Source organism: Robertmurraya massiliosenegalensis JC6 (assembly GCF_000311725.1).
Classification (GTDB): Bacteria; Bacillota; Bacilli; order Bacillales; family Cytobacillaceae; genus Robertmurraya; species Robertmurraya massiliosenegalensis.
Map to the genome: position 1 here is coordinate 43,064 of NZ_HE978514.1, position 18,189 is coordinate 61,252.

At 37.2% G+C, this 18,189-nt stretch carries 22 protein-coding genes; 7 read left to right on the forward strand and 15 right to left on the reverse strand.

All coding sequences use genetic code 11. From position 1 onward, the window contains the following. Positions 1–260 precede the first annotated feature (260 nt). On the forward strand, positions 261–818 hold the full coding sequence (locus tag BMSHG_RS13605) for a hypothetical protein (RefSeq protein WP_019154999.1): 558 nt from the start codon (positions 261–263) through the stop codon (positions 816–818). 28 nt (positions 819–846) lie between these two features. Here the strand turns inward: BMSHG_RS13605 and BMSHG_RS13610 are convergent, their stop codons facing one another. Genes BMSHG_RS13610 through BMSHG_RS13630 form a run of 5 tightly spaced genes read right to left on the reverse strand, consistent with a single transcriptional unit; the run spans position 847 to position 3,851 of the window. After that, on the reverse strand, positions 847–1,287 hold the full coding sequence (locus BMSHG_RS13610; protein ID WP_019155000.1) for an OsmC family protein: 441 nt from the start codon (positions 1,285–1,287) through the stop codon (positions 847–849). A gap of 11 nt (positions 1,288–1,298) precedes the next feature. Continuing rightward, positions 1,299–2,462, reverse strand: a complete 1,164-nt coding sequence (locus BMSHG_RS13615; protein ID WP_019155001.1) for a cobalamin-independent methionine synthase II family protein — start codon at positions 2,460–2,462, stop codon at positions 1,299–1,301. A gap of 25 nt (positions 2,463–2,487) precedes the next feature. Beyond that, positions 2,488–3,201 (reverse strand): sulfurtransferase TusA family protein, encoded by a 714-nt coding sequence (locus BMSHG_RS13620; protein WP_019155002.1) that lies wholly within the window; start codon positions 3,199–3,201, stop codon positions 2,488–2,490. 33 nt (positions 3,202–3,234) lie between these two features. Continuing rightward, positions 3,235–3,597, reverse strand: coding sequence for a DsrE family protein (locus BMSHG_RS13625; protein ID WP_019155003.1), 363 nt, complete (start codon positions 3,595–3,597; stop codon positions 3,235–3,237). A 2-nt stretch (positions 3,598–3,599) separates the two neighbouring features. Continuing rightward, positions 3,600–3,851 carry a sulfurtransferase TusA family protein gene (locus tag BMSHG_RS13630; RefSeq protein ID WP_019155004.1) on the reverse strand — a complete coding sequence of 84 codons (252 nt, stop codon included), beginning with the start codon at positions 3,849–3,851 and terminating at the stop codon, positions 3,600–3,602. Between the two features lie 187 nt (positions 3,852–4,038). On the opposite strand from BMSHG_RS13630, the gene BMSHG_RS13635 reads away from it, so the two are divergent. Continuing rightward, positions 4,039–4,926 (forward strand): selenium metabolism-associated LysR family transcriptional regulator, encoded by an 888-nt coding sequence (locus tag BMSHG_RS13635; RefSeq protein ID WP_019155005.1) that lies wholly within the window; start codon positions 4,039–4,041, stop codon positions 4,924–4,926. Positions 4,927–4,983: 57 nt separating this feature from the next. On the opposite strand, the gene BMSHG_RS13640 is transcribed toward BMSHG_RS13635, so the two are convergent. Both BMSHG_RS13640 and BMSHG_RS13645 read right to left on the reverse strand, forming a co-directional pair. Next, positions 4,984–5,325 (reverse strand): cupin domain-containing protein, encoded by a 342-nt coding sequence (locus BMSHG_RS13640; protein WP_019155006.1) that lies wholly within the window; start codon positions 5,323–5,325, stop codon positions 4,984–4,986. A gap of 88 nt (positions 5,326–5,413) precedes the next feature. After that, complete coding sequence (locus BMSHG_RS13645) at positions 5,414–6,097, reverse strand: M50 family metallopeptidase (RefSeq protein ID WP_034658874.1); 684 nt, start codon at positions 6,095–6,097, stop codon at positions 5,414–5,416. A gap of 179 nt (positions 6,098–6,276) precedes the next feature. Here BMSHG_RS13645 and pepT point away from each other — a divergent pair, with 179 nt between their 5' ends. Beyond that, the gene (gene pepT, locus BMSHG_RS13650) at positions 6,277–7,509 is read left to right on the forward strand and encodes a peptidase T (RefSeq protein WP_019155008.1); all 1,233 of its coding nucleotides are present in this window, start codon (positions 6,277–6,279) and stop codon (positions 7,507–7,509) included. A gap of 48 nt (positions 7,510–7,557) precedes the next feature. On the opposite strand, the gene BMSHG_RS13655 is transcribed toward pepT, so the two are convergent. Then, positions 7,558–8,181, reverse strand: a complete 624-nt coding sequence (locus BMSHG_RS13655) for a lysozyme inhibitor LprI family protein (RefSeq protein ID WP_019155009.1) — start codon at positions 8,179–8,181, stop codon at positions 7,558–7,560. A gap of 163 nt (positions 8,182–8,344) precedes the next feature. Here BMSHG_RS13655 and BMSHG_RS13660 point away from each other — a divergent pair, with 163 nt between their 5' ends. Together BMSHG_RS13660 and BMSHG_RS28705 are read left to right on the forward strand one after the other, a co-directional pair. Continuing rightward, the gene (locus BMSHG_RS13660; RefSeq protein WP_019155010.1) at positions 8,345–9,580 is read left to right on the forward strand and encodes a CynX/NimT family MFS transporter; all 1,236 of its coding nucleotides are present in this window, start codon (positions 8,345–8,347) and stop codon (positions 9,578–9,580) included. A 58-nt stretch (positions 9,581–9,638) separates the two neighbouring features. After that, entirely contained in the window at positions 9,639–9,815 is a 177-nt protein-coding gene (locus BMSHG_RS28705) for an SE1832 family protein (RefSeq protein WP_019155011.1), read from the forward strand. 105 nt (positions 9,816–9,920) lie between these two features. Here the strand turns inward: BMSHG_RS28705 and BMSHG_RS13670 are convergent, their stop codons facing one another. Further along, positions 9,921–10,883 (reverse strand): DUF3800 domain-containing protein, encoded by a 963-nt coding sequence (locus BMSHG_RS13670; protein WP_019155012.1) that lies wholly within the window; start codon positions 10,881–10,883, stop codon positions 9,921–9,923. Between the two features lie 618 nt (positions 10,884–11,501). Between BMSHG_RS13670 and BMSHG_RS13685 the strand changes: the two genes are divergently transcribed. Next, the gene (locus tag BMSHG_RS13685) at positions 11,502–12,461 is read left to right on the forward strand and encodes a LacI family DNA-binding transcriptional regulator (protein WP_019155015.1); all 960 of its coding nucleotides are present in this window, start codon (positions 11,502–11,504) and stop codon (positions 12,459–12,461) included. Positions 12,462–12,548: 87 nt separating this feature from the next. Here BMSHG_RS13685 and BMSHG_RS13690 read toward each other — a convergent pair whose 3' ends face one another. Beyond that, positions 12,549–13,271: an MOSC domain-containing protein gene (locus BMSHG_RS13690; protein ID WP_019155016.1), complete on the reverse strand. Its 723-nt coding sequence runs from the start codon at positions 13,269–13,271 to the stop codon at positions 12,549–12,551. Positions 13,272–13,518: 247 nt separating this feature from the next. Here BMSHG_RS13690 and BMSHG_RS13695 point away from each other — a divergent pair, with 247 nt between their 5' ends. Beyond that, positions 13,519–15,012: a peptide MFS transporter gene (locus BMSHG_RS13695; protein ID WP_019155017.1), complete on the forward strand. Its 1,494-nt coding sequence runs from the start codon at positions 13,519–13,521 to the stop codon at positions 15,010–15,012. A gap of 188 nt (positions 15,013–15,200) precedes the next feature. On the opposite strand, the gene BMSHG_RS13700 is transcribed toward BMSHG_RS13695, so the two are convergent. The 5 genes from BMSHG_RS13700 to BMSHG_RS28240 form a co-directional block, all read right to left on the reverse strand. Then, positions 15,201–15,401, reverse strand: a complete 201-nt coding sequence (locus BMSHG_RS13700) for a hypothetical protein (RefSeq protein ID WP_019155018.1) — start codon at positions 15,399–15,401, stop codon at positions 15,201–15,203. 44 nt (positions 15,402–15,445) lie between these two features. Beyond that, complete coding sequence (locus BMSHG_RS13705) at positions 15,446–15,931, reverse strand: YbaN family protein (RefSeq protein WP_019155019.1); 486 nt, start codon at positions 15,929–15,931, stop codon at positions 15,446–15,448. Further along, entirely contained in the window at positions 15,900–16,661 is a 762-nt protein-coding gene (locus BMSHG_RS13710) for a MerR family transcriptional regulator (protein WP_019155020.1), read from the reverse strand. The genes BMSHG_RS13705 and BMSHG_RS13710 overlap by 32 nt, the downstream gene beginning before the upstream one ends. A 115-nt stretch (positions 16,662–16,776) precedes the next feature. Next, a complete protein-coding gene (locus BMSHG_RS13715; protein ID WP_019155021.1) occupies positions 16,777–18,078 on the reverse strand; it encodes a DUF4179 domain-containing protein in 1,302 nt (433 codons plus the stop codon). Between the two features lies 1 nt (position 18,079). Then, positions 18,080–18,189 (reverse strand): RNA polymerase sigma factor (locus tag BMSHG_RS28240; RefSeq protein ID WP_268869994.1); only part of this gene is annotated, 110 nt, incomplete at its 5' end.

Here is an 18,189-nt window from a genome sequence, read left to right on the forward strand (position 1 = left end):
ATCCACAAGCGTGTTAATTATGTGGATGACAATTCATAACGCTATTTTCCATAAGCTTTTTCCCCTGATAAAAATTGTTAATAAAAAGCCTCTCGTTTTTTGTGGATAATGTGTATAACTTTGTGGATGACTGCTATTTAAGCTTTTTTGCTGTGGAAAAACATTGGAGATAATTAACTAAATTTTTACATTTATATCTATACACATGAGGTAATCTTTGTTTCAATATAAATGTAACGAATTTTTAAGGAGAATTATATATGGAAAAAAATGATCAAACAAAGCACCTTTTTCTTGCCATTGCGATTATTACAGCTGTGTTTGCACCGATTCTTTACTTTTTCCTTCCACAAACGGTTGCTGACATTGTACACCATAAAGAGAACGTATTTTTCGTCTCTGTACCAGATGAAAATTTCACCGTTTTTGCTTTTGGCTATGGATTTATTTTTTTAGCTGCTATTACATTATTTTTATTAAACATTAGAAAGCTATCCATCATCATCAGCATCATTTTTTTATGCTTGGCGCTGACTACTTTCTTTATTGGTTCACAATCCTATCGGGCATTAGCAACGGATCATATTTCCTATAGTCCATTATTTTCCTTTGAAAAAGAAACTTATTCTTGGGAAGAAGTGACAGAAGTCATCCGTTATCGAGATGAAATCGGAGATAAATCAGAGTACGCATTCGTCTTTGCGGATGGGAATCAGATGAAGATTAAAGATAACCGTTATTTACGTGACGCCTCCTACAAATTTAATAAAAAGCTACAGGAAGAGAATTTATCAGTGGAATTTAAACTGATCGAATAAAAAAAAAGTCCTCAGTTGGACTTTTTTTTTACGCCTTTACCCATATATTTTGAATTGGGATTCCTGCGTCCTTTACCGTTCTAAATAGAGGGCAACGTAAGTCCACAGCTTCTTGCATTTCTTTCACTCTCTCTTTGCTTTCACTCGTTTGAATGGAAGCCTTAATCGTTACTTCCTGAAATTTCGGGTCCACTTCCAAATTCCCCATCAAGCCGCTAATATCGATATTTCCTTCCGCTTCAAAGGTAATACCTTGGAGGTCAAATTCCATTTCCTTTGCGATGATCTGCGCCATTACATTTTCACAAGCTAGAAGTGCGCCTAAAAACGTCGATAACGGATCTGCCGCTGAGTCCTTACCACCCATTGCTACTGGTTCATCGACAGCAATATTATGTTTTCCCGCACTTGCATCCAAGCGCATTCCTGAACCAGTTCCCTCAACCTTTACATCTAAAATCTGTGCCATTTTTTCTCCTCCTAGACCATTTCTCGTAAAACTTTTGCAGCTTCTACCATCGTCTTTAATTTATTGAAAGCAGTCTCGTCACGATTCATTGGTCGTTGAGCAAAAGTGCCAAAGCCACAATCAGGATTCAAAAAGATCATCTCATCAGCCAATATTTTACGAACCTCTTGTACACGGCTTACAACCTCTTCCACCGACTCAACTGCTTCTGTTCTAGGATTGATGACCCCAAACCCTAGTTCTTTACCAGCGAATTCCTTAATTACTTCTATTTCACCAGCACGAGGGGTCGAATACTCTAGGACAAGCTGGTCTACTTTCACTTCAGCAAGATACGGAATTAATGGATCATATGGCCCTCTTAGAAGAACATCCTCTTCTGTGCTCCAATTTCCACGGCAAACATGAACGCCTATTTTCGTTTTACGCTCAAGCATTCCTTCTGTCACCTGGTTCATTAAATCAAGTGCAAAGGCAATCTCTTCTTCTGCGTCCGCTTTAGCAGTAAGAGCCCCACACATAAAGGTACGGTTAGCATTTTTCTTCGTAAATACAACCTCTGTTAAAACCGGTTCATCAAATTGAACAAAATCAGCTCCTGCTTCGATTAAGTCTCCTAGTTCTTCTCTAAGCACATGAATAATATCTATGGCCAAATCTTCTTTAGTAGGGTATGACTCTTTTGATAATCCCTCAACCCACATCGAGCGTGTTAAAAGATACGGTCCTGGCAACGTAACTTTAATGGCTTTATTCGTATGTTTTTTAAGAAATAAAAAATCATTTAATGCCAATGGTTTCTTCCGACTGATTTTTCCAGTCGCTGCTGGATTCGTCATCGAATAAGCAGGGACATCCAAAGTTCCGAGAATCTCCTCAAAACTTGCTTTATCTTCCACATAGTCGAGGAGTTCAGCAACTGAAAGCATGCGAACATTGTGTAAATGCTCAGCTACAAAAGAGATGTAATTGTCTCTTCTTTGTTCACCATCTGAAACATAATCAAGTCCAGCTTCTTCTTGCCACTTCAGAATTTGTAAAATGGCCTGATCTGCGATTTCATTAAATTGTTCTTCGCTGATTCGCCCTGCCTTTTTATCACGCATTGCCCTTTGCACTTCTTTCGTTCTTGGCCAACTTCCTATCATGCTCGTTAAAAACTTCACATTCGTCATATCAATCTCATCCTTTTTCCACCGTTTAAAACACAATCGCAAGCTTTATGTCGATTTCAATCGTATTGATTAATGTTTGATAAATCGGTGAACGTTTTAACGTCTCTTTCCAAATCTCTTCTACTAAATCTTCCTCACTAGGAGAAGAAACATAGAATGTTCCCACTATTTTACTGATTTTTGGGCTCCCCACCTCTTCAATTTCCATATGGTAGAGAATATTATCTAAGCTGCCTTTTAGACTAAGCTCAGCATGATCAATCACCACATTTCTTTTCGAAGAAAGTGCTTTATAGCCAACAGTCAAACAGCTCCCTAACGAAGCGAGTAAGTAGTCTATCGCACTTGGTGCATCTACCTTTGAGCTAAAGTCAGCAGGTTGTCCAGCCACAAAAGTATGGTTTCGAGTATGAACTTTTGCTGTAAGTTGGTTTCCACTTTGAACACGGACGCTCCATTGATAGCCTTTGGCTGCTTCTAATTCATGGTTTAAATTAGATTGTGTTTGCCCTTTGCGGATAAAATAACAGGTTGTTCCCTCTCCTTGTTCCGAACCAAGAAATTCATGATCAACCATCCGACACCAAGCAGGTAAATCTTCTGAAACGGTTCTTTCTCTACTACGAACCTCTAATATTTCACCTGACTCGAGTGGATCCATCGTTTTCTTTATAATGAGGAGAAGACCTGAACCACAGTCCAAATCTCCTCCATCACAAACTGCTTGAGGATTGTACACTTCTTCACCCTCTAACTCTCATTTTTAAATGAATTAATAGGTAATAGACGCCGCTCCCTGACTGAGGAACTCTACTAATTTTGCACCACCAACAATTGTAGCTCCCTCGATAAGATCTTCCTCTTCAAGACCACGTTTTTTATAACAAGGGCTACATACCCAAAGGGTGCCACCCGCTTCCACAAATTGATCCATTAACTGTTTTAACGGTGCAAAGCCTTCTTCATTAATGTCCTCTGCATATCCTTTTGCAGCAAGATAGGCTCCTTCCACATTTAAAAACACAACCGTTTCTTGACCTGAAGCGACAGCGGCATTCGCAACTACAAATCCAACTGTTGCTTTGTCCCCATCATTAGTTGCATTTGTTATACTGACTAGAAATTTTCCTGACATGTTCATTCCTCCATTTTGTTTTTTTGAATGTAATACTGACTTACTTTTCCTTCATCTTCACGTTTCACTAGAGTATGTTTCTGTAGCCTACACCATGCTGGAATATCTTCTCGAGCTCCGGCATCATATGAAATAACCTTAATCACCTGTCCTGTTTGCATCTTTTTTATCGTTAAAAACAGATTCATAATCAGCTCTCCACAACCAGTAGGTCCTGCATCATAGATAAAGTCCGGTTCTAATTCAGATGTCACTTTGCTACCTCCTCCACATGAAAGCGTATACTAAATAAATATGGAGCACACACTTGTCATAATCTATTACTATTTAAAGCCCTCTTTCATTATAAAAAAGTGATAAACTTATATAAATTCAAGTTATCGATAATACCTATATAAATGAATCGTTTTGATAAATATATATAGTAGGAGGTTTTTGAGAATGGAATTACATCAGCTTTTCGTTTTCACGAAAGTGGTTGAACATAAGAGCTTTTCAAAGGCTGCCGAAGCTGTCTATTTAAGTCAATCGACTGTCAGCTCCCATATTCAATCATTGGAAAAAATGTTGAATGTGCGCCTATTTGATCGAGTTGGCAGGGACACCATTGTTACTCCATACGGGGAGCGCTTATATTACTGGGCATTGAAATTACTAGAACTAAAGGATCAGGCGCTCTACGATATCAAAGAAAGTGTTACCGATCTGAAAGGAAAGATTCATATTGGTGTTAGCTCTGTTCCAGGACAATTTTTAGTGCCGAAAATCGTGAAGGAATTCCGACTCCAATACCCAAATGTTACGTTTATGCTAAGTGAATTCCCATCAAAAATTGTTGCCGAAAAAGTCATGAGCGGAAAAGTAGATGTAGGATTTCTAGGTGAAAAATACGATGACGAGAGACTTCATTACCACCCTCTACAAAAAGAGAGGTTAGTAGTGATTTCATCAGATGAGTTTCAATTAGAGGAGCGCCTCTCAATCGAAAATATCCTTCATTACCCTTTTGTGATGAGAAAGTCTGATTCTGGAACGAAGGCCATTTTAGAAAAGTTTCTAAAGAAGCAGCATATCAAAGAGGATCAATTGAATATTGTTGCCCATACAGATAGCAGTCAAACATTAATTGAATTTGTCAAACAAGGAATCGGCATTGCCATTATTTCAGAAATTGCAGCACAGGAATATGCCGTTTCAAACAAACTTCATCTTCATGAGCTACAAGGATTTGAAGATGAGCGCTATTTTTATCTTGTTTATAATGAAATGAAAACATTATCTCTTGTCTCTAAGCTATTGATTGAGATGGTAAGTAAACGAGAATCTTAAACAGAACAAAAGTGCCCAAATTTGAGTTCACTCTCAAATTGGACACTTTTCTCATCGTTATATATTTTGAACATATTGCTCACTTGGAATTTTGTTCAGCATGACATATAAGCTCGTATTTTCATCTGTGTCATTCACGAAAGCAAACTCTTCTTCTCCGTCTGCTACGATGACGTCATTTGCCTTTGCCACTACTTCCTTCCCATCAATCGTGAAAGTCCCTCCACCGTTAACAACGAGTAGATAAACATTTGTTCCTGGATGTTTGTGAGTCGGCAATGACTGCTTTGGGGTGAAGTTAAGGACAAAAACGGTGCTTTCTCCTTCTTTAAATACGATTCGTTTCGTAAATCGCTCTGCACTATACTCTATATAATCATGAATGTTAGCTTGTTTCAATATCATGCACACCTTTCTATTCCTATAGGATGTTTTACATCCTCATCATAATCATTTTCGACTATTAAAGGTGTGATCGATATCATCTCTAGTCAATACGATAGATTTTATTTTTATATCCCAACCATACAAACAGAAGGGATTGGACAAAAAGAATGATTCCCCATATTTGGGCAGGGATGATCTTTGTTGCTCTTGCAAGACCAGTAGCGTCTCCAGCAGCATGTGGCTGCATGAATCCTAATATTTGAATCGTAAAAGCACTTGAAACAGATTCGACGAATAAAATACTTGCAATAAGAAGTAAGCAGTTTTGAATCAAATTCGTCGATCCTTTGTATAACAATAAAAGAAAGGCAGCACCAAAAGAAATAAGCCAAAATATGCCATACGGATTACGCACCCAAAAAATAGAATTAAGGAGGATGAAGCCGATTAATATGCCTGTTAAAACCTTATACCTTTTTCTACTAATCAGCCAGAGTGCTACGAACGCCATAGCCGATGAAGCTACATATCCCGCTGCCCCTGTAAAGAGGCCTCCTAACCATGATTTATGACTCGTGTATGTGACACCCTCTGTGTTCATAAAAAGAGAAATCGAATGGACGTCTCCGCCAATCAAGGCAATAAGGGCATGACCTGACTCATGTACTAAAGTATTGACGACCCTGACATAATTTCCAAGGAAAGGGACATTTGTCAACAAAATAGCCATTCCAATGAACAAGAGAAATTTCAAACTTATATGTTCTTTTACCGTCCTCAACATCTTCCCTACTTTACTTTTTTTTTGTAATTTTTTTACGATTATGGAATGAAAAAGTTTCACCTACGACAAAAACGACAATTTGGTAGTATAATGAAAACAGATTTTACATTTTATCGAAATATTTCAAAAATGTAGCGATCTTCATAATAGCAGTAAACAATCATTAGGAGTTGAGAAAATTGAAACAAGATTTAATTGAAAGACTCGTTCGCTATGCGAAAATCGATACCCAATCTAATGAAGACTCCCCAACATGTCCTTCAACACCAGGTCAGCTGGAGCTTGCCAATATGCTTGTGGATGAGCTTAAATCGATTGGTATGAGCGACGTAACGATCGACAAAAACGGATATGTGATGGCAACACTCCCTGCCAACACAGATAAGGATGTACCAACAATTGGCTTCTTAGCTCATGTGGACACAGCAACTGACTTTACTGGTGCTGGTGTCAACCCACAAATTGTTGAAAGCTATGATGGAAATGATCTAGTCCTTAATGAAAGCTTGAGTGTCATTCTTTCTCCAAAAGACTATCCAAATCTAAAGAATTACATAGGCCATACCTTAATGACCACAGATGGAACGACTCTTTTAGGTGCAGATAATAAAGCTGGCATCGCTGAAATCATGACTGCGCTTGTGTACTTGATCGAACACCCTGAACTTAAACATGGAAAAGTAAGAGTTGCTTTTACTCCTGATGAAGAAATTGGTCGAGGACCTCATAAATTTGACGTAGAGGCATTCGGTGCAAAATATGCTTATACGATGGATGGCGGCCCACTTGGACAGCTTCAATATGAAAGCTTTAGTGCCGCTTATGCGAAAGTAACGTTTAAGGGCAATAATATCCACCCTGGAACTGCGAAAGGAAAAATGGTCAACTCGGGAAAAATGGCGATGGAATTTAATAGCAAACTTCCTGCTGATGAAGCACCTGAATATACAGAAGGGTATGAGGGCTTCTACCATCTTCTCTCTATTAATGGAGATGTGGAACAGACGACTCTTTCTTACATCATCCGTGACTTTGATCGTGACAATTTTAACCATCGTAAAGAAACAATCGTTAAAATTGTCGAAGAACTCCGCGAGAAATATGGTCAAGACAAGGTTGTTCTTGACATGAATGATCAATATTACAATATGCGTGAAAAAATTGAGCCCGTGATGGAGATTGTTGACATTGCCCATGAAGCGATGACAAATCTCAACATTAAACCAGTGATTGAACCAGTCCGTGGTGGGACAGATGGTTCGCAGCTGTCCTATATGGGACTGCCAACTCCTAATATCTTTACTGGTGGAGAAAATTATCATGGGAAATTTGAATACATTTCCGTTGATAATATGGAAAAAGCAACAAAAGTGATGGTTGAAATCCTGCGCTTATTTGAAAAAAAGGCATAGAACTCACATAGCAAAGCTCAGGAGCATCATGTCTCCTGAGCTTTGAAATTATTTCATATACACTTCCACTAATTCGAAACATCTTTCTTCGGTGAGATTATTCAAGACCGTTGTATATTCTAATTGTTCCTGTGTTCCACCTTTGTATTTTTCAGATGCCTCCAACGCAGTGCTATCTCGGTGCTTAATCCATGCACGCTGCTCTTCGCGAAGCTTATTCATTTCTTCAGGAGAAAGTTGCCCTTGAAGAACACCATAAACTTCATTTAATAATCCATCCCAAACATCAAATCGCTGCCCTTCCGCATTTTTCATAGCGTATGTACTGGAATCAGTTGGATTTTGTCGTAGATAGTCCATTTCGATTTTCGTCTCATCTAGTTTCTTAAGATAATCTTCCTTGAGACTAACTTCATCTTCCTTTTCCTTTGTATTAACTGATGTTTCCTCGTTTTTAATTGAGCTATTACTCTCTGAATCCGTATTATCATTTTCTGAGTTAGCATTATTACCTTCTGATCCAGGTTTATCGGTATTCGAAGATGTCTCTGTCGATTCTTCGTCAATGTCCGGTGAAGCATTTGATTCATCAGTAGATTTTTCACAAGCAGCTAAACTTACAAATAGTAGGGTAAACATTACGAGTAAAAATTTGCGATTTGTTTTCATCATACGACCTTTCCTTTTTAGTAATCTATTTTCTCGGGGAAAATTCCCTCATAAATAATCTTAACATAAGTTCTCTTTTATCGTTTCTCTATAAGCAATCCAACACTTTCATAATAGTCAGAATTGTTATAGAATGTTTATAACTTTATTTTGGGAGTGCATATATATGGAAAAGGCCCGCAAAATAACACCTAAAGTGATGGTATCAAGAAACACCCTATTAATCTTCGGAATTATTTTCGTGGCCTTCAACTTAAGACCATCGATCACTTCTGTCGGACCACTGATTAGCTTTATAAAAGAGGATACAGGAATGTCAAATAGTGCAGCTGGATTTATCACAACACTTCCTTTACTCGCATTTGCGTTTCTTTCTCCCTTAGCACCAAGGCTTTCGCAAAAAATTGGCAAAGAACTTACCGTCCTTATTGCACTTGTTTTCCTAGGGATCGGTTTATTTATAAGGTCATCAGGAATGCTCTTTACATTATTTCTTGGAACGGGCATTATTGGACTCGGTGTTGCGATTTGTAATGTCATTTTACCAGGGATTGTGAAGCAAAGCTTTCCTACTAAAGTGGGTTTGATGACCGGTATGTATACTGTGTCTATGGGAACAATGGCTGGAATTGCACCTGGAATTAGTGTTCCTTTAGCTGAAACCTTACATTTAGGCTGGCAAGGTTCACTTCGTGTTTGGATGATTTTAATTATTCCTGCCCTATTTATTTGGCTCGTTCAAAGCAAACGCAAAGAAAAAATTCCTGGTCAATATTTCCAAGTTACACCAGCTCATTCTTCTCTGCTTTCTTCTGGACTCGCATGGCAGGTAACATTATTTATGGGTCTACAATCGACGATATACTTTTGTTTTATCACCTGGCTTCCCGAAATGCTTTATAGTCATGGTGTTCATATTTCTACAGCTGGATGGATGGTCTCGATTCTTCAGTTTTCCGGAATCCCAGCCAATTTTATCATCCCGATTCTCGCAGACCGAGTACCAAATCAAAAGGGAATCGTCATTGCCATCGGCGCACTTTGTATGAGTGGCCTTATTGGGTTACTCGTTGGAGGAAATTTGGTTCTTTTGTGCCTTTCGATTATTTCAATTGGTCTAGGAACAGGAGCCGCCATAAGTCTTGCTTTAACTCTAATGGTTTTACGAGCAGCCAATGCCAAACAGGCTGCTAATCTTTCAGCTATGTCCCAGTCGATTGGCTATTTTTTAGCAGCATTAGGTCCCATCCTCTTAGGCTTTATTTATGACGTTTTTCATTCTTGGACCATTGCCTTGTTTCTCCTAATGGTTCTTACTATTATCATGACTGTTGCTGGAATTGGAGCTGGACGAAATCAATACGTATTAGAAGAAAAAAGAGGAGCAATTCATACCCTTTAGCAATGACGAATTGAGGAATATATGTTATGAATATAAGTAAGAATCGAGGTGCTAACGAATGAATAAAAAAGAAATTGAATATAAAATTCAAGAATTGAAGTATGAATATGTCCGTTTGCAAAACGATTTAGAAAAATTGGAGTTTGTCCAAGGAAAGCTCTCTCCACTTGAAAAACAAATTAGTGAGATTGAAGTGGAATTGAAGGCCCTTCATCAACAATTAGCAAGTCTTTAAAATAACCAAATCGTGTTGATTTGGTTTTTTATCTAATTGTACAACATAAAAAAACGATAATAAAAAATTGAATCATTGCGAGGGAATTTGCTTAATTATCTACACCTATACATCTTTAATAAAAAAGCTATTTCGACCTTTTCCGTTTATCACATCAATATATCCTTGAATTTTTTTTAGTTCTCGATTTTTGTAGCCCATTTTTTCTCTATAGAAACGTGTCTCCTCACCAGGGTTTTCAATCATAAGTTTTTGGAGGTAGTTCAGTTCTTTAATGTCATAGTGTGTTTTATCAATAATAAATTCCGATGTAAAATCACTTATTTTCACATCTTGTATTTGATCACTATTTCCTTCCCACTTAAATAATGTAATTTTACTTTGAAACAAGTTTAAATTCTCATCTTGTATTAAAAAGCGATAAATTAAATCGCTTTTAACTTTCAATGTAATATCATCGTTTTTTTCATTTACGTTTTTATAATGTTTTTCCAACAGAAAAACTACAATCCCCATAAAAACATCTATAATTTGTAACGGGATTGATTTTTCGGAAGACTCAGGTGTTACAGAATTAACTTTATAACCTTTATTCCTATACGCAGAATGAGCATTCATTTGTTCTTCCAATTTAGTGTAAACATTCCAAGTTTCATATTCCTCATTTTCATCAACAACAATTCGTACTTGTTCTCCATTTTTCAGGTTTCTCGTAACACCATAAAACAGGCGCTCAGGAATTTTTACGTAAAATAGTTCGCGGAATTGAGTCATCGTTATTCCCATTTTATCAGCAATATTTTTAGCATCCTCGTTGTTTATAATGAAAATATTAATATTTATATCTTGTTTTATAACATAGTCTAATGCCTTAAAATAATTTCCAAAATTAGTATCGCTTGTATACTCCGCAAAGTGTAATTCACTTTTACTGTTAGTTATACACTTAATATTTTCTATAATTTGGTTCATTTTTACTTCACTAGTACCAAACGCTCCATAATAGGAATATCCTCCATTTGGTTGATCTAATTTATTTGATTCATCAAAATAAATAGTATAATTCAACAAAAATTCCCCCTTGCTTTCCTTTAAGAAATTGACTTTTATTTGTATGTATATTATAATTTACTTTACAAAATATACGGTTGAGTATTCACTTTCTTTGCTACCATTTTGCGAGGCTGGTGAATGCTCAGATAAAACAACCTTTCTCAGCTACCATACTTGCTGGGCTGGGTTGTTTTTTTATAACTATTATACTATCACTGAAATCGCTCTTCCTTATTTTCATTTCTTTTTTGAAAGAAATTTGTATATTCCCCACAATGAACAATACTGTATCCATAATTATTCCATGCTTGTTTGATTGTTAGAACCCTATTAACATGTATATTGAATCCACAAACTCAACAGCATGTGTAAACTAATATAGGAGCTTCTTTTAATCGTTCTAAATCTATATATTGACATGAAACGCGTTTCATCCTTTACGCTCTTATCAAAGAGATAAGGAGGCGTATATGTATGTTCGGATTAATCATTCTTTGTTTCATTATTTTATCTTCTTCATATTATTGTTTGAGGGCCTCTGGCCAATCCATGGATGTTCAGCCATTTGAGAAATTTGATGACTATTTTAGTTAATTACACGGCGATTATTGACGCTTTAAAAGGATGATGTTTATGACAAATATTAAAGACTTAGCCAAAATGGCGAATGTATCTGTCTCAACTGTATCTCGAGTATTGAATAACCATCCTTATGTAAAGGAAGAAAAAAGACTAGCCGTATTAGAAGCGATCAGGAAAAGTAATTATCAGCAAAACATCAATGCTGTTCACTTAAGTAAGGGAAAAACGCAACTAATAGGAGTCGTCCTTCCTTTTACCGATATTCCTTATTTTGGACAGTTACTAAAAGGGATTGCTAGTCAAGCACTCGAACATAATTATAAGCTTATGTTATTCCAAACTGACTATATCGAGAGCAGAGAGTTAGAAGCCCTGCAAATGTTAAAGCAAAAACAAATCGACTCCTTAATTATTTGCTCTAGAGCTTGTGAAATGGCCATTATTAAGGAATACCTCCCCTACGGTCCAATCGTCTTATGCGAAAAGGTAGAAGATGAAGAATTGGCAGCCACTTTCGTCAATCAATATCAAGCATTTATGATGGCATTGGAGTATTTATACGAAAAGGGTCATAGAAGGATTGGTTATACGATTGGCAGAAAAAAGGGGACGAATAGTCATGAGCGTCAATTAGCTTATGAGGATTTCATTAAAAAATATCAGTTGCCGTTAAACCCAGATTACATCATTTACGGATACTATCATTTAGAAGACGGTGAACAGATAGTCAAGCGCATTCAAGAGATGGAAGAGCCTCCAAGTGCAATACTAGTTACTTCGGATCAAGTTGCAGCTGGAATCATTACTCATTGTCAGAACGAGCAAATCTCCATTCCTGAAGAGCTTGCTCTTATCGGCTTCGATAATCAACCGATTGCGAGAATGCTGGACATTACCACGATCGAAATTCCACTCGAGGACATCGGAAAAGATCTTTTCCTTCAAGCGATTCATGAAGAAATATCTTCTATAGAAATTCAAGCAAAGCTGATTGAAAGAGGAACAGTGTAAATGATGTTCCTCTTTCATAATCGCTTTTATTGGAATATAAGCTGAAAATTATTTTTGAACGTAAGTTTGTGAAATGAGCTTTCATTATTAATCGAAAAGCGAAATACTATCTCCAACTGCAATATTTCCAGTCTTTACAACAGAAGCATAAACTCCAAAGCAATTGTGTCTTTCCTTGTATACAGTTTTTAATAACGTTGGATCAGATAATCCGGTTTCGGGATCAATGTTAATAATTTGGCAACGTTCGCAATGCCTTTTCACAATGATTTCTGCTTCACCTATCTGCATTCTCTTCCCAAACCATGTTTCTTCAATAAAAGGTTCATGTTCGTTAAGAGAGAGAACTAAATTAGGTCGAAACCTCCTATAGTCTACTTGTTTGCCCCAAATCTCTGACATTTTTAAGAGAGAAGCCTCTGTCGTAATTAATATATGCTCTTCTTCGATCGCTCCAAATGGAACATAGTCTGGAGAATATTGAACTGGCTTCACTTTTCTACCAGACAACTCCTCCAATTCTTCCGCTAACTTCACATCTTCCCATTGGAAACTACTCCCTGATGGTGATTGTATTTTGATGGATGGAAATCTATCTAAGCTTTCTTCTCCAACAAATATGGCATGATAGTTTGCTAGCTCGGGTACTTGAGTAAGGGTCAAGTATTTTCCAGGTCTTTTCTCGTCTAAAAAAGCATGGCTACGATCTCCATATAAACCGTAGGAAACAACTTTCGTTTTTAAAACATTTTCACCTCGAAATGATTTTACAGGGTGACGGATGATTTCTTTCAATGCTCCAATTCTCACTTTATCTCCCTCTCCTTCTTTTTCCTCCTATTTTACATGGATGATGTTTATCGTGGTAATGAATGGGAAAGAAAAAAAAGTATCATCCTCATGATTAATATTTAAAAATAATATTAAAACGTTAATATATTCCATTTGAACCAGTGTAAACACTTTAAAAATAGGAATTTACTCCCAATCCAACAAATTATTTTGACAATACTAAACTATTAAAAGTATTATGGAATAATGTTAAGGAGGATTCAGTATGAGTAATGAAATGAAACAGAAAATTGTGGAAAGTGTACCTCAAAAGGGATTTTTTGGACATCCTAAAGGATTATTTACCCTTTTCTTTACAGAGTTTTGGGAAAGATTTTCTTACTACGGAATGAGAGCCATCCTTGTTTATTATATGTATTATGAGGTTTCAAAAGGTGGTCTTGGTTTAGATCAGACGACAGCACTATCAATTATGTCTATTTACGGCTCTTTAGTTTATATGTCCGGAATTATCGGTGGTTGGTTAGCAGACCGCATATTCGGTACATCTAAAGCTGTTTTCTACGGCGGAATTTTGATTATGCTTGGTCATATTGCGCTTGCCATACCAGGAAATCTTCCTTTATTCTTTATCTCCATGGTTCTTATTGTACTTGGAACAGGTTTACTGAAGCCAAACGTATCAAGCGTCGTTGGGGATATTTATAGCGAACAAGACAACCGTCGTGATTCTGGTTTTAGTATTTTCTACATGGGGATTAATCTTGGTGGTTTCCTTTCACCGCTTATCGTTGGTGAGGTAGGAATGAAACATGATTTCCATTTAGGATTTGCAATTGCGGCCGTAGGTATGTTCATCGGACTTCTATTATTTATTTTTACAAAGAAAAAGAACTTAGGGCTTGCTGGTACCATTGTTCCAAACCCGATGTCAGCATCTGAAAAGAAGAAGACTTTTACAATCGTTAGCTTATCGATAATTATTCTTGCCATCATGATTGCTGTGGCGATTCCGATGGGGCTTCTTACGTTTGATAGCTTTGTCGCCCTCGTAGGGATTTTAGGAATTGGCTTACCAATTATTTACTTCACTGTGATGTATCGAAGCAAGAAAACGACATCTGTAGAACGTTCTAGATTAATTGCTTATATCCCGTTATTTGTTGCATCTGTAATGTTCTGGGCCATTCAAGAACAAGGGTCAACCATTTTAGCGAATTACGCTGATAAACGGACACAGCTTGAATTTGCTGGGTTTTCGATTTCTCCAGCTTGGTTCCAATCTTTAAATCCATTATTTATTATTACTTTAGCTCCAATTTTTGCATGGTTATGGATGAGACTTGGAAAACGTCAGCCGACAATTCCACAAAAATTCTCATTTGGTTTACTATTTGCTGGGTTATCCTTTATTGTCATTCTGATTCCAGGCTATTTCGCTGGAACGGATGCACTTGTTAATCCATTATGGCTAGTATTGAGCTATTTCATTGTTGTTCTAGGGGAATTATGTTTATCTCCAGTTGGACTTTCGGCAACAACAAAATTAGCACCATCAGCCTTCTCTGCCCAAACGATGAGCCTTTGGTTCTTGTCTAACGCAGCTGCACAGGCTCTCAATGCTCAAGTTGTAAAATTCTACAAACCAGCAACAGAAATGATTTACTTTGGTGTCATCGGTGGAGCATCCATCGTATTAGCGATCATCCTTTTCCTCTTTGCACCGAAAATTCAAGGATTTATGAAGGGGATTAAATAAGAGTTCCAATATCGGATTACTAGAAAAAGACGTATCAATAGCATACGTCTTTTTCTTTCTTTATTTAGCTTTCTATAGTGGAGCACCACCCGCTCTGATAATTAGACGGAGAAATTCTCCGTTTATATTACGTTTACAGAATTCGCAACAGAAAACTAAGGCTCATTATAGTTAAAAAATCTTATTGGCTAGCTCTTCTCAACTTTTTTTCGATGATATAAATCAATCACCAATTCCCCAATTCCCATTGCTATCAATCCATTAAGTAAGGCAAATAACGGAACCACTGCTTCTCCACCATGTTTTGAAAAAATCGACATCAAAATTAAAACGCTGCTAAATAAGACAAAGGCCAAACCTAATACATACACCGCACGACCAACGAACATTTATCCTCATCCTTTTTTAAACGATTTATGTATTTTCTTCAAAGCTATTTTACGGTTTTAATCTTATAAATAAAATAATAGTACTTATACACTACGACTAAAATAAGCATCACTCGTACAAACCATTTATCAACAGTGAAAAAAGCAATCGCAATCATACTATCGGCAAATACATTCAATACGATCTTCTGCTTGAGCGTCATCGTTTTATTAGTCTCGAATCCCTCTAAATGCTTATTATATATATCCGTTCCTTTAAACCAAACCGCAAATTTCTCGGAACCTTTCACAAAACAATATGATGCTAATAAAAGTAATGGCGTAGTCGGGATTACTGGCAAAATGATTCCTAGTATCCCCACTCCTAAACTTAAAAAACCAGCACAGATGAATAATAATTTTGTCAGCTTTTTAATACGGTCACCCTCAAAGACAAGTCTAATACAATTATTATAAACGAAAAATCGACCAGGCGTCCCCAGTCGATTCTGACATTGCTTAGTTTTGTCCAGTATAAATTTGAATAGCATCTCTTAAGAAAGCTGCTGTTCCAGGCTGTTCCTTATCATAATAGGCAGTAAATCTTTCGTCGTCGACATACATTTGAGCTAAACCTGCGTGAGCTTCTTTACTGTACGCAGTCCAGTAATATGTGAGCCATTGTTTGTGCAAATCAGCTGCCTTTTGCGCAAGTTCCCCTGCAGGATCTCCTGTTTTAAAAGCTTCCGCCAATGTAGTTCGCACTGCTGATTCAAGCTTTGTTACGGCCTCATAATCCTCTTGACTCATATTCATCAACTTAGCATTGGATTGTTCAACCGTTTCTTCCCCATATTTTTCACGAATTTCTTTTCCATATTTCTGCTCGTTCTCTTCCACCATCTTTTTCTTAAATCCCTCAAACTTTTCCTGATCACTCATGGTCATTCTCCCTTCTGATGAAGCAATTGTTTTTTCTACATTTGTAATAAGCAGATCTAGCTGCTTTCTTTTTTCTAAAAGTTGTTCCCGATGTTCTTTCAATGCAAGCTCAGCATCAAATGTAGGAGAAGTGATAATCTCCTTAACTGTCTCTAAAGCTATCCCCAATTCCCGATAAAAAAGAATTTGTTGCAATCGATCCACTTCCTTTTGGCCATAAATACGATATCCCGATGAATTGGTCCTTGCCGGGGAAAGAATTCCAATTTCATCGTAATAACGTAATGTTCTAGAACTAACTCCTGCCAGTTGAGCTAGCTTTTGCACTGTATATTCCAAACTGCTCACCTCCTTATGTCTTTACGATAAACTTTGACGTAACGTAAAGGTCAAGGGATTTTCTAAAATTTTTTTCGTTGAAAAACCGTGACTGATTAGGTCACGGTCTCCTCATTTATTTAATCCGGATCTTCGCTTCCCCCTGAATCCACTCGGGATAGGCGGAGAGCTCAAAGGTGATTGGACTTGAATAGCTGTTTAGACGGGGAATTACTACTCCAATAGAGGCGTTCCCCTGATCATCTCCTCTCCAAAAACTCGAGCTCGTGTCGACATTCTTTCCTTTTCCGTCAACCACTTCGCTAAATAATCCGTAATGGAATTCCTTTTCTGTAAATAGATTAAAGCTAATCTCATTTCCGGATATTGCAAGATCTCTTAGCTTATTCCCCTTTGGTTGTTGGATTATTTCTTCTTTTTCCGTATCAACAATCACTACAGTGTTTCCTTTATCAAGAGCTTGAATTTTATTAAAGGCCAAATACATTTCCTCAGGGTCAGTGAAATAATTACTTTGCAAATAAAACATCCATTCATCGTCTGAAATATGACTTGCTGTAACCCCGTTCATGATTTTGGACCACGCTTCTCCATTTTCATCTAACAGCCGTATATCTTCAAATGCGAACAACTTCTTCGTATTATTCGGCTCCGCTTTCACATGAACGGCCACTCTAAGTGGATACACATTCGCCTCAAGAACTTCAATCTTCTGCCCTTCTATTGTGACTGATTGATTAATCGTATACGTCTTTTTCTCTTTTATCTCTTCTTTAAGTGTGAATGGAAGTGAATACATCTCACCTTTTAATTCCATCTCAAGCATCATCTCTTTTTCGGTTAATGGCGCATCGACAAAGAAATATTCAATCGTTCCGTTAAAGGTTTTCTCTCCTTTATCAGAATAATGGTAAGTATCAAGGGAGGCGGAGCCATACTTCAATTCTTCTCCCTCCTTATTTTTCAAGAAAACATCCCCCATCACGAGTTCGGTTTGCTTCTCATCAGACTCAATCGTATAAAAAAGGACTAATCCATTTTCATCAGCAATCGTCCCATCGAGGATAATCTCAATGCTATTCTTTTTCTCCGACACGCCAATCGCCTCGTAATAGTCATGTTCGATCGCTGTCATCATCCCTTTATCATGGCGGAGCAACTCGACGATTTTTTCCATTCCAGGAATCTCAGCTATATAGCTCGCAAATGCAGGTGAAACTCTTATCGATGTGAAAAATACCAAAAACAAGGCAGCAATCAAGGCGGCACTCGACCACCATTTTTTACGACGCCTTTTATCAAACTGAGCTTTGCGAAAACCTGATTCAATAGCTTCATCAAGTTTATTTTGTTTCACTGCTATTTGGTCTAATTCTTGATTGTATATCTTTAGCTTTTCTTCTTCATTCGAAAACATGCTAGTTCTCTCCCTTCTCGGAAAGTTTTGTTCTCATCGATTGCAATGCTTTATGAAGCCATGTCTTAACTGTGCCTTCTGGGCAATCCATCTCAGAAGCAATCTCTTTAA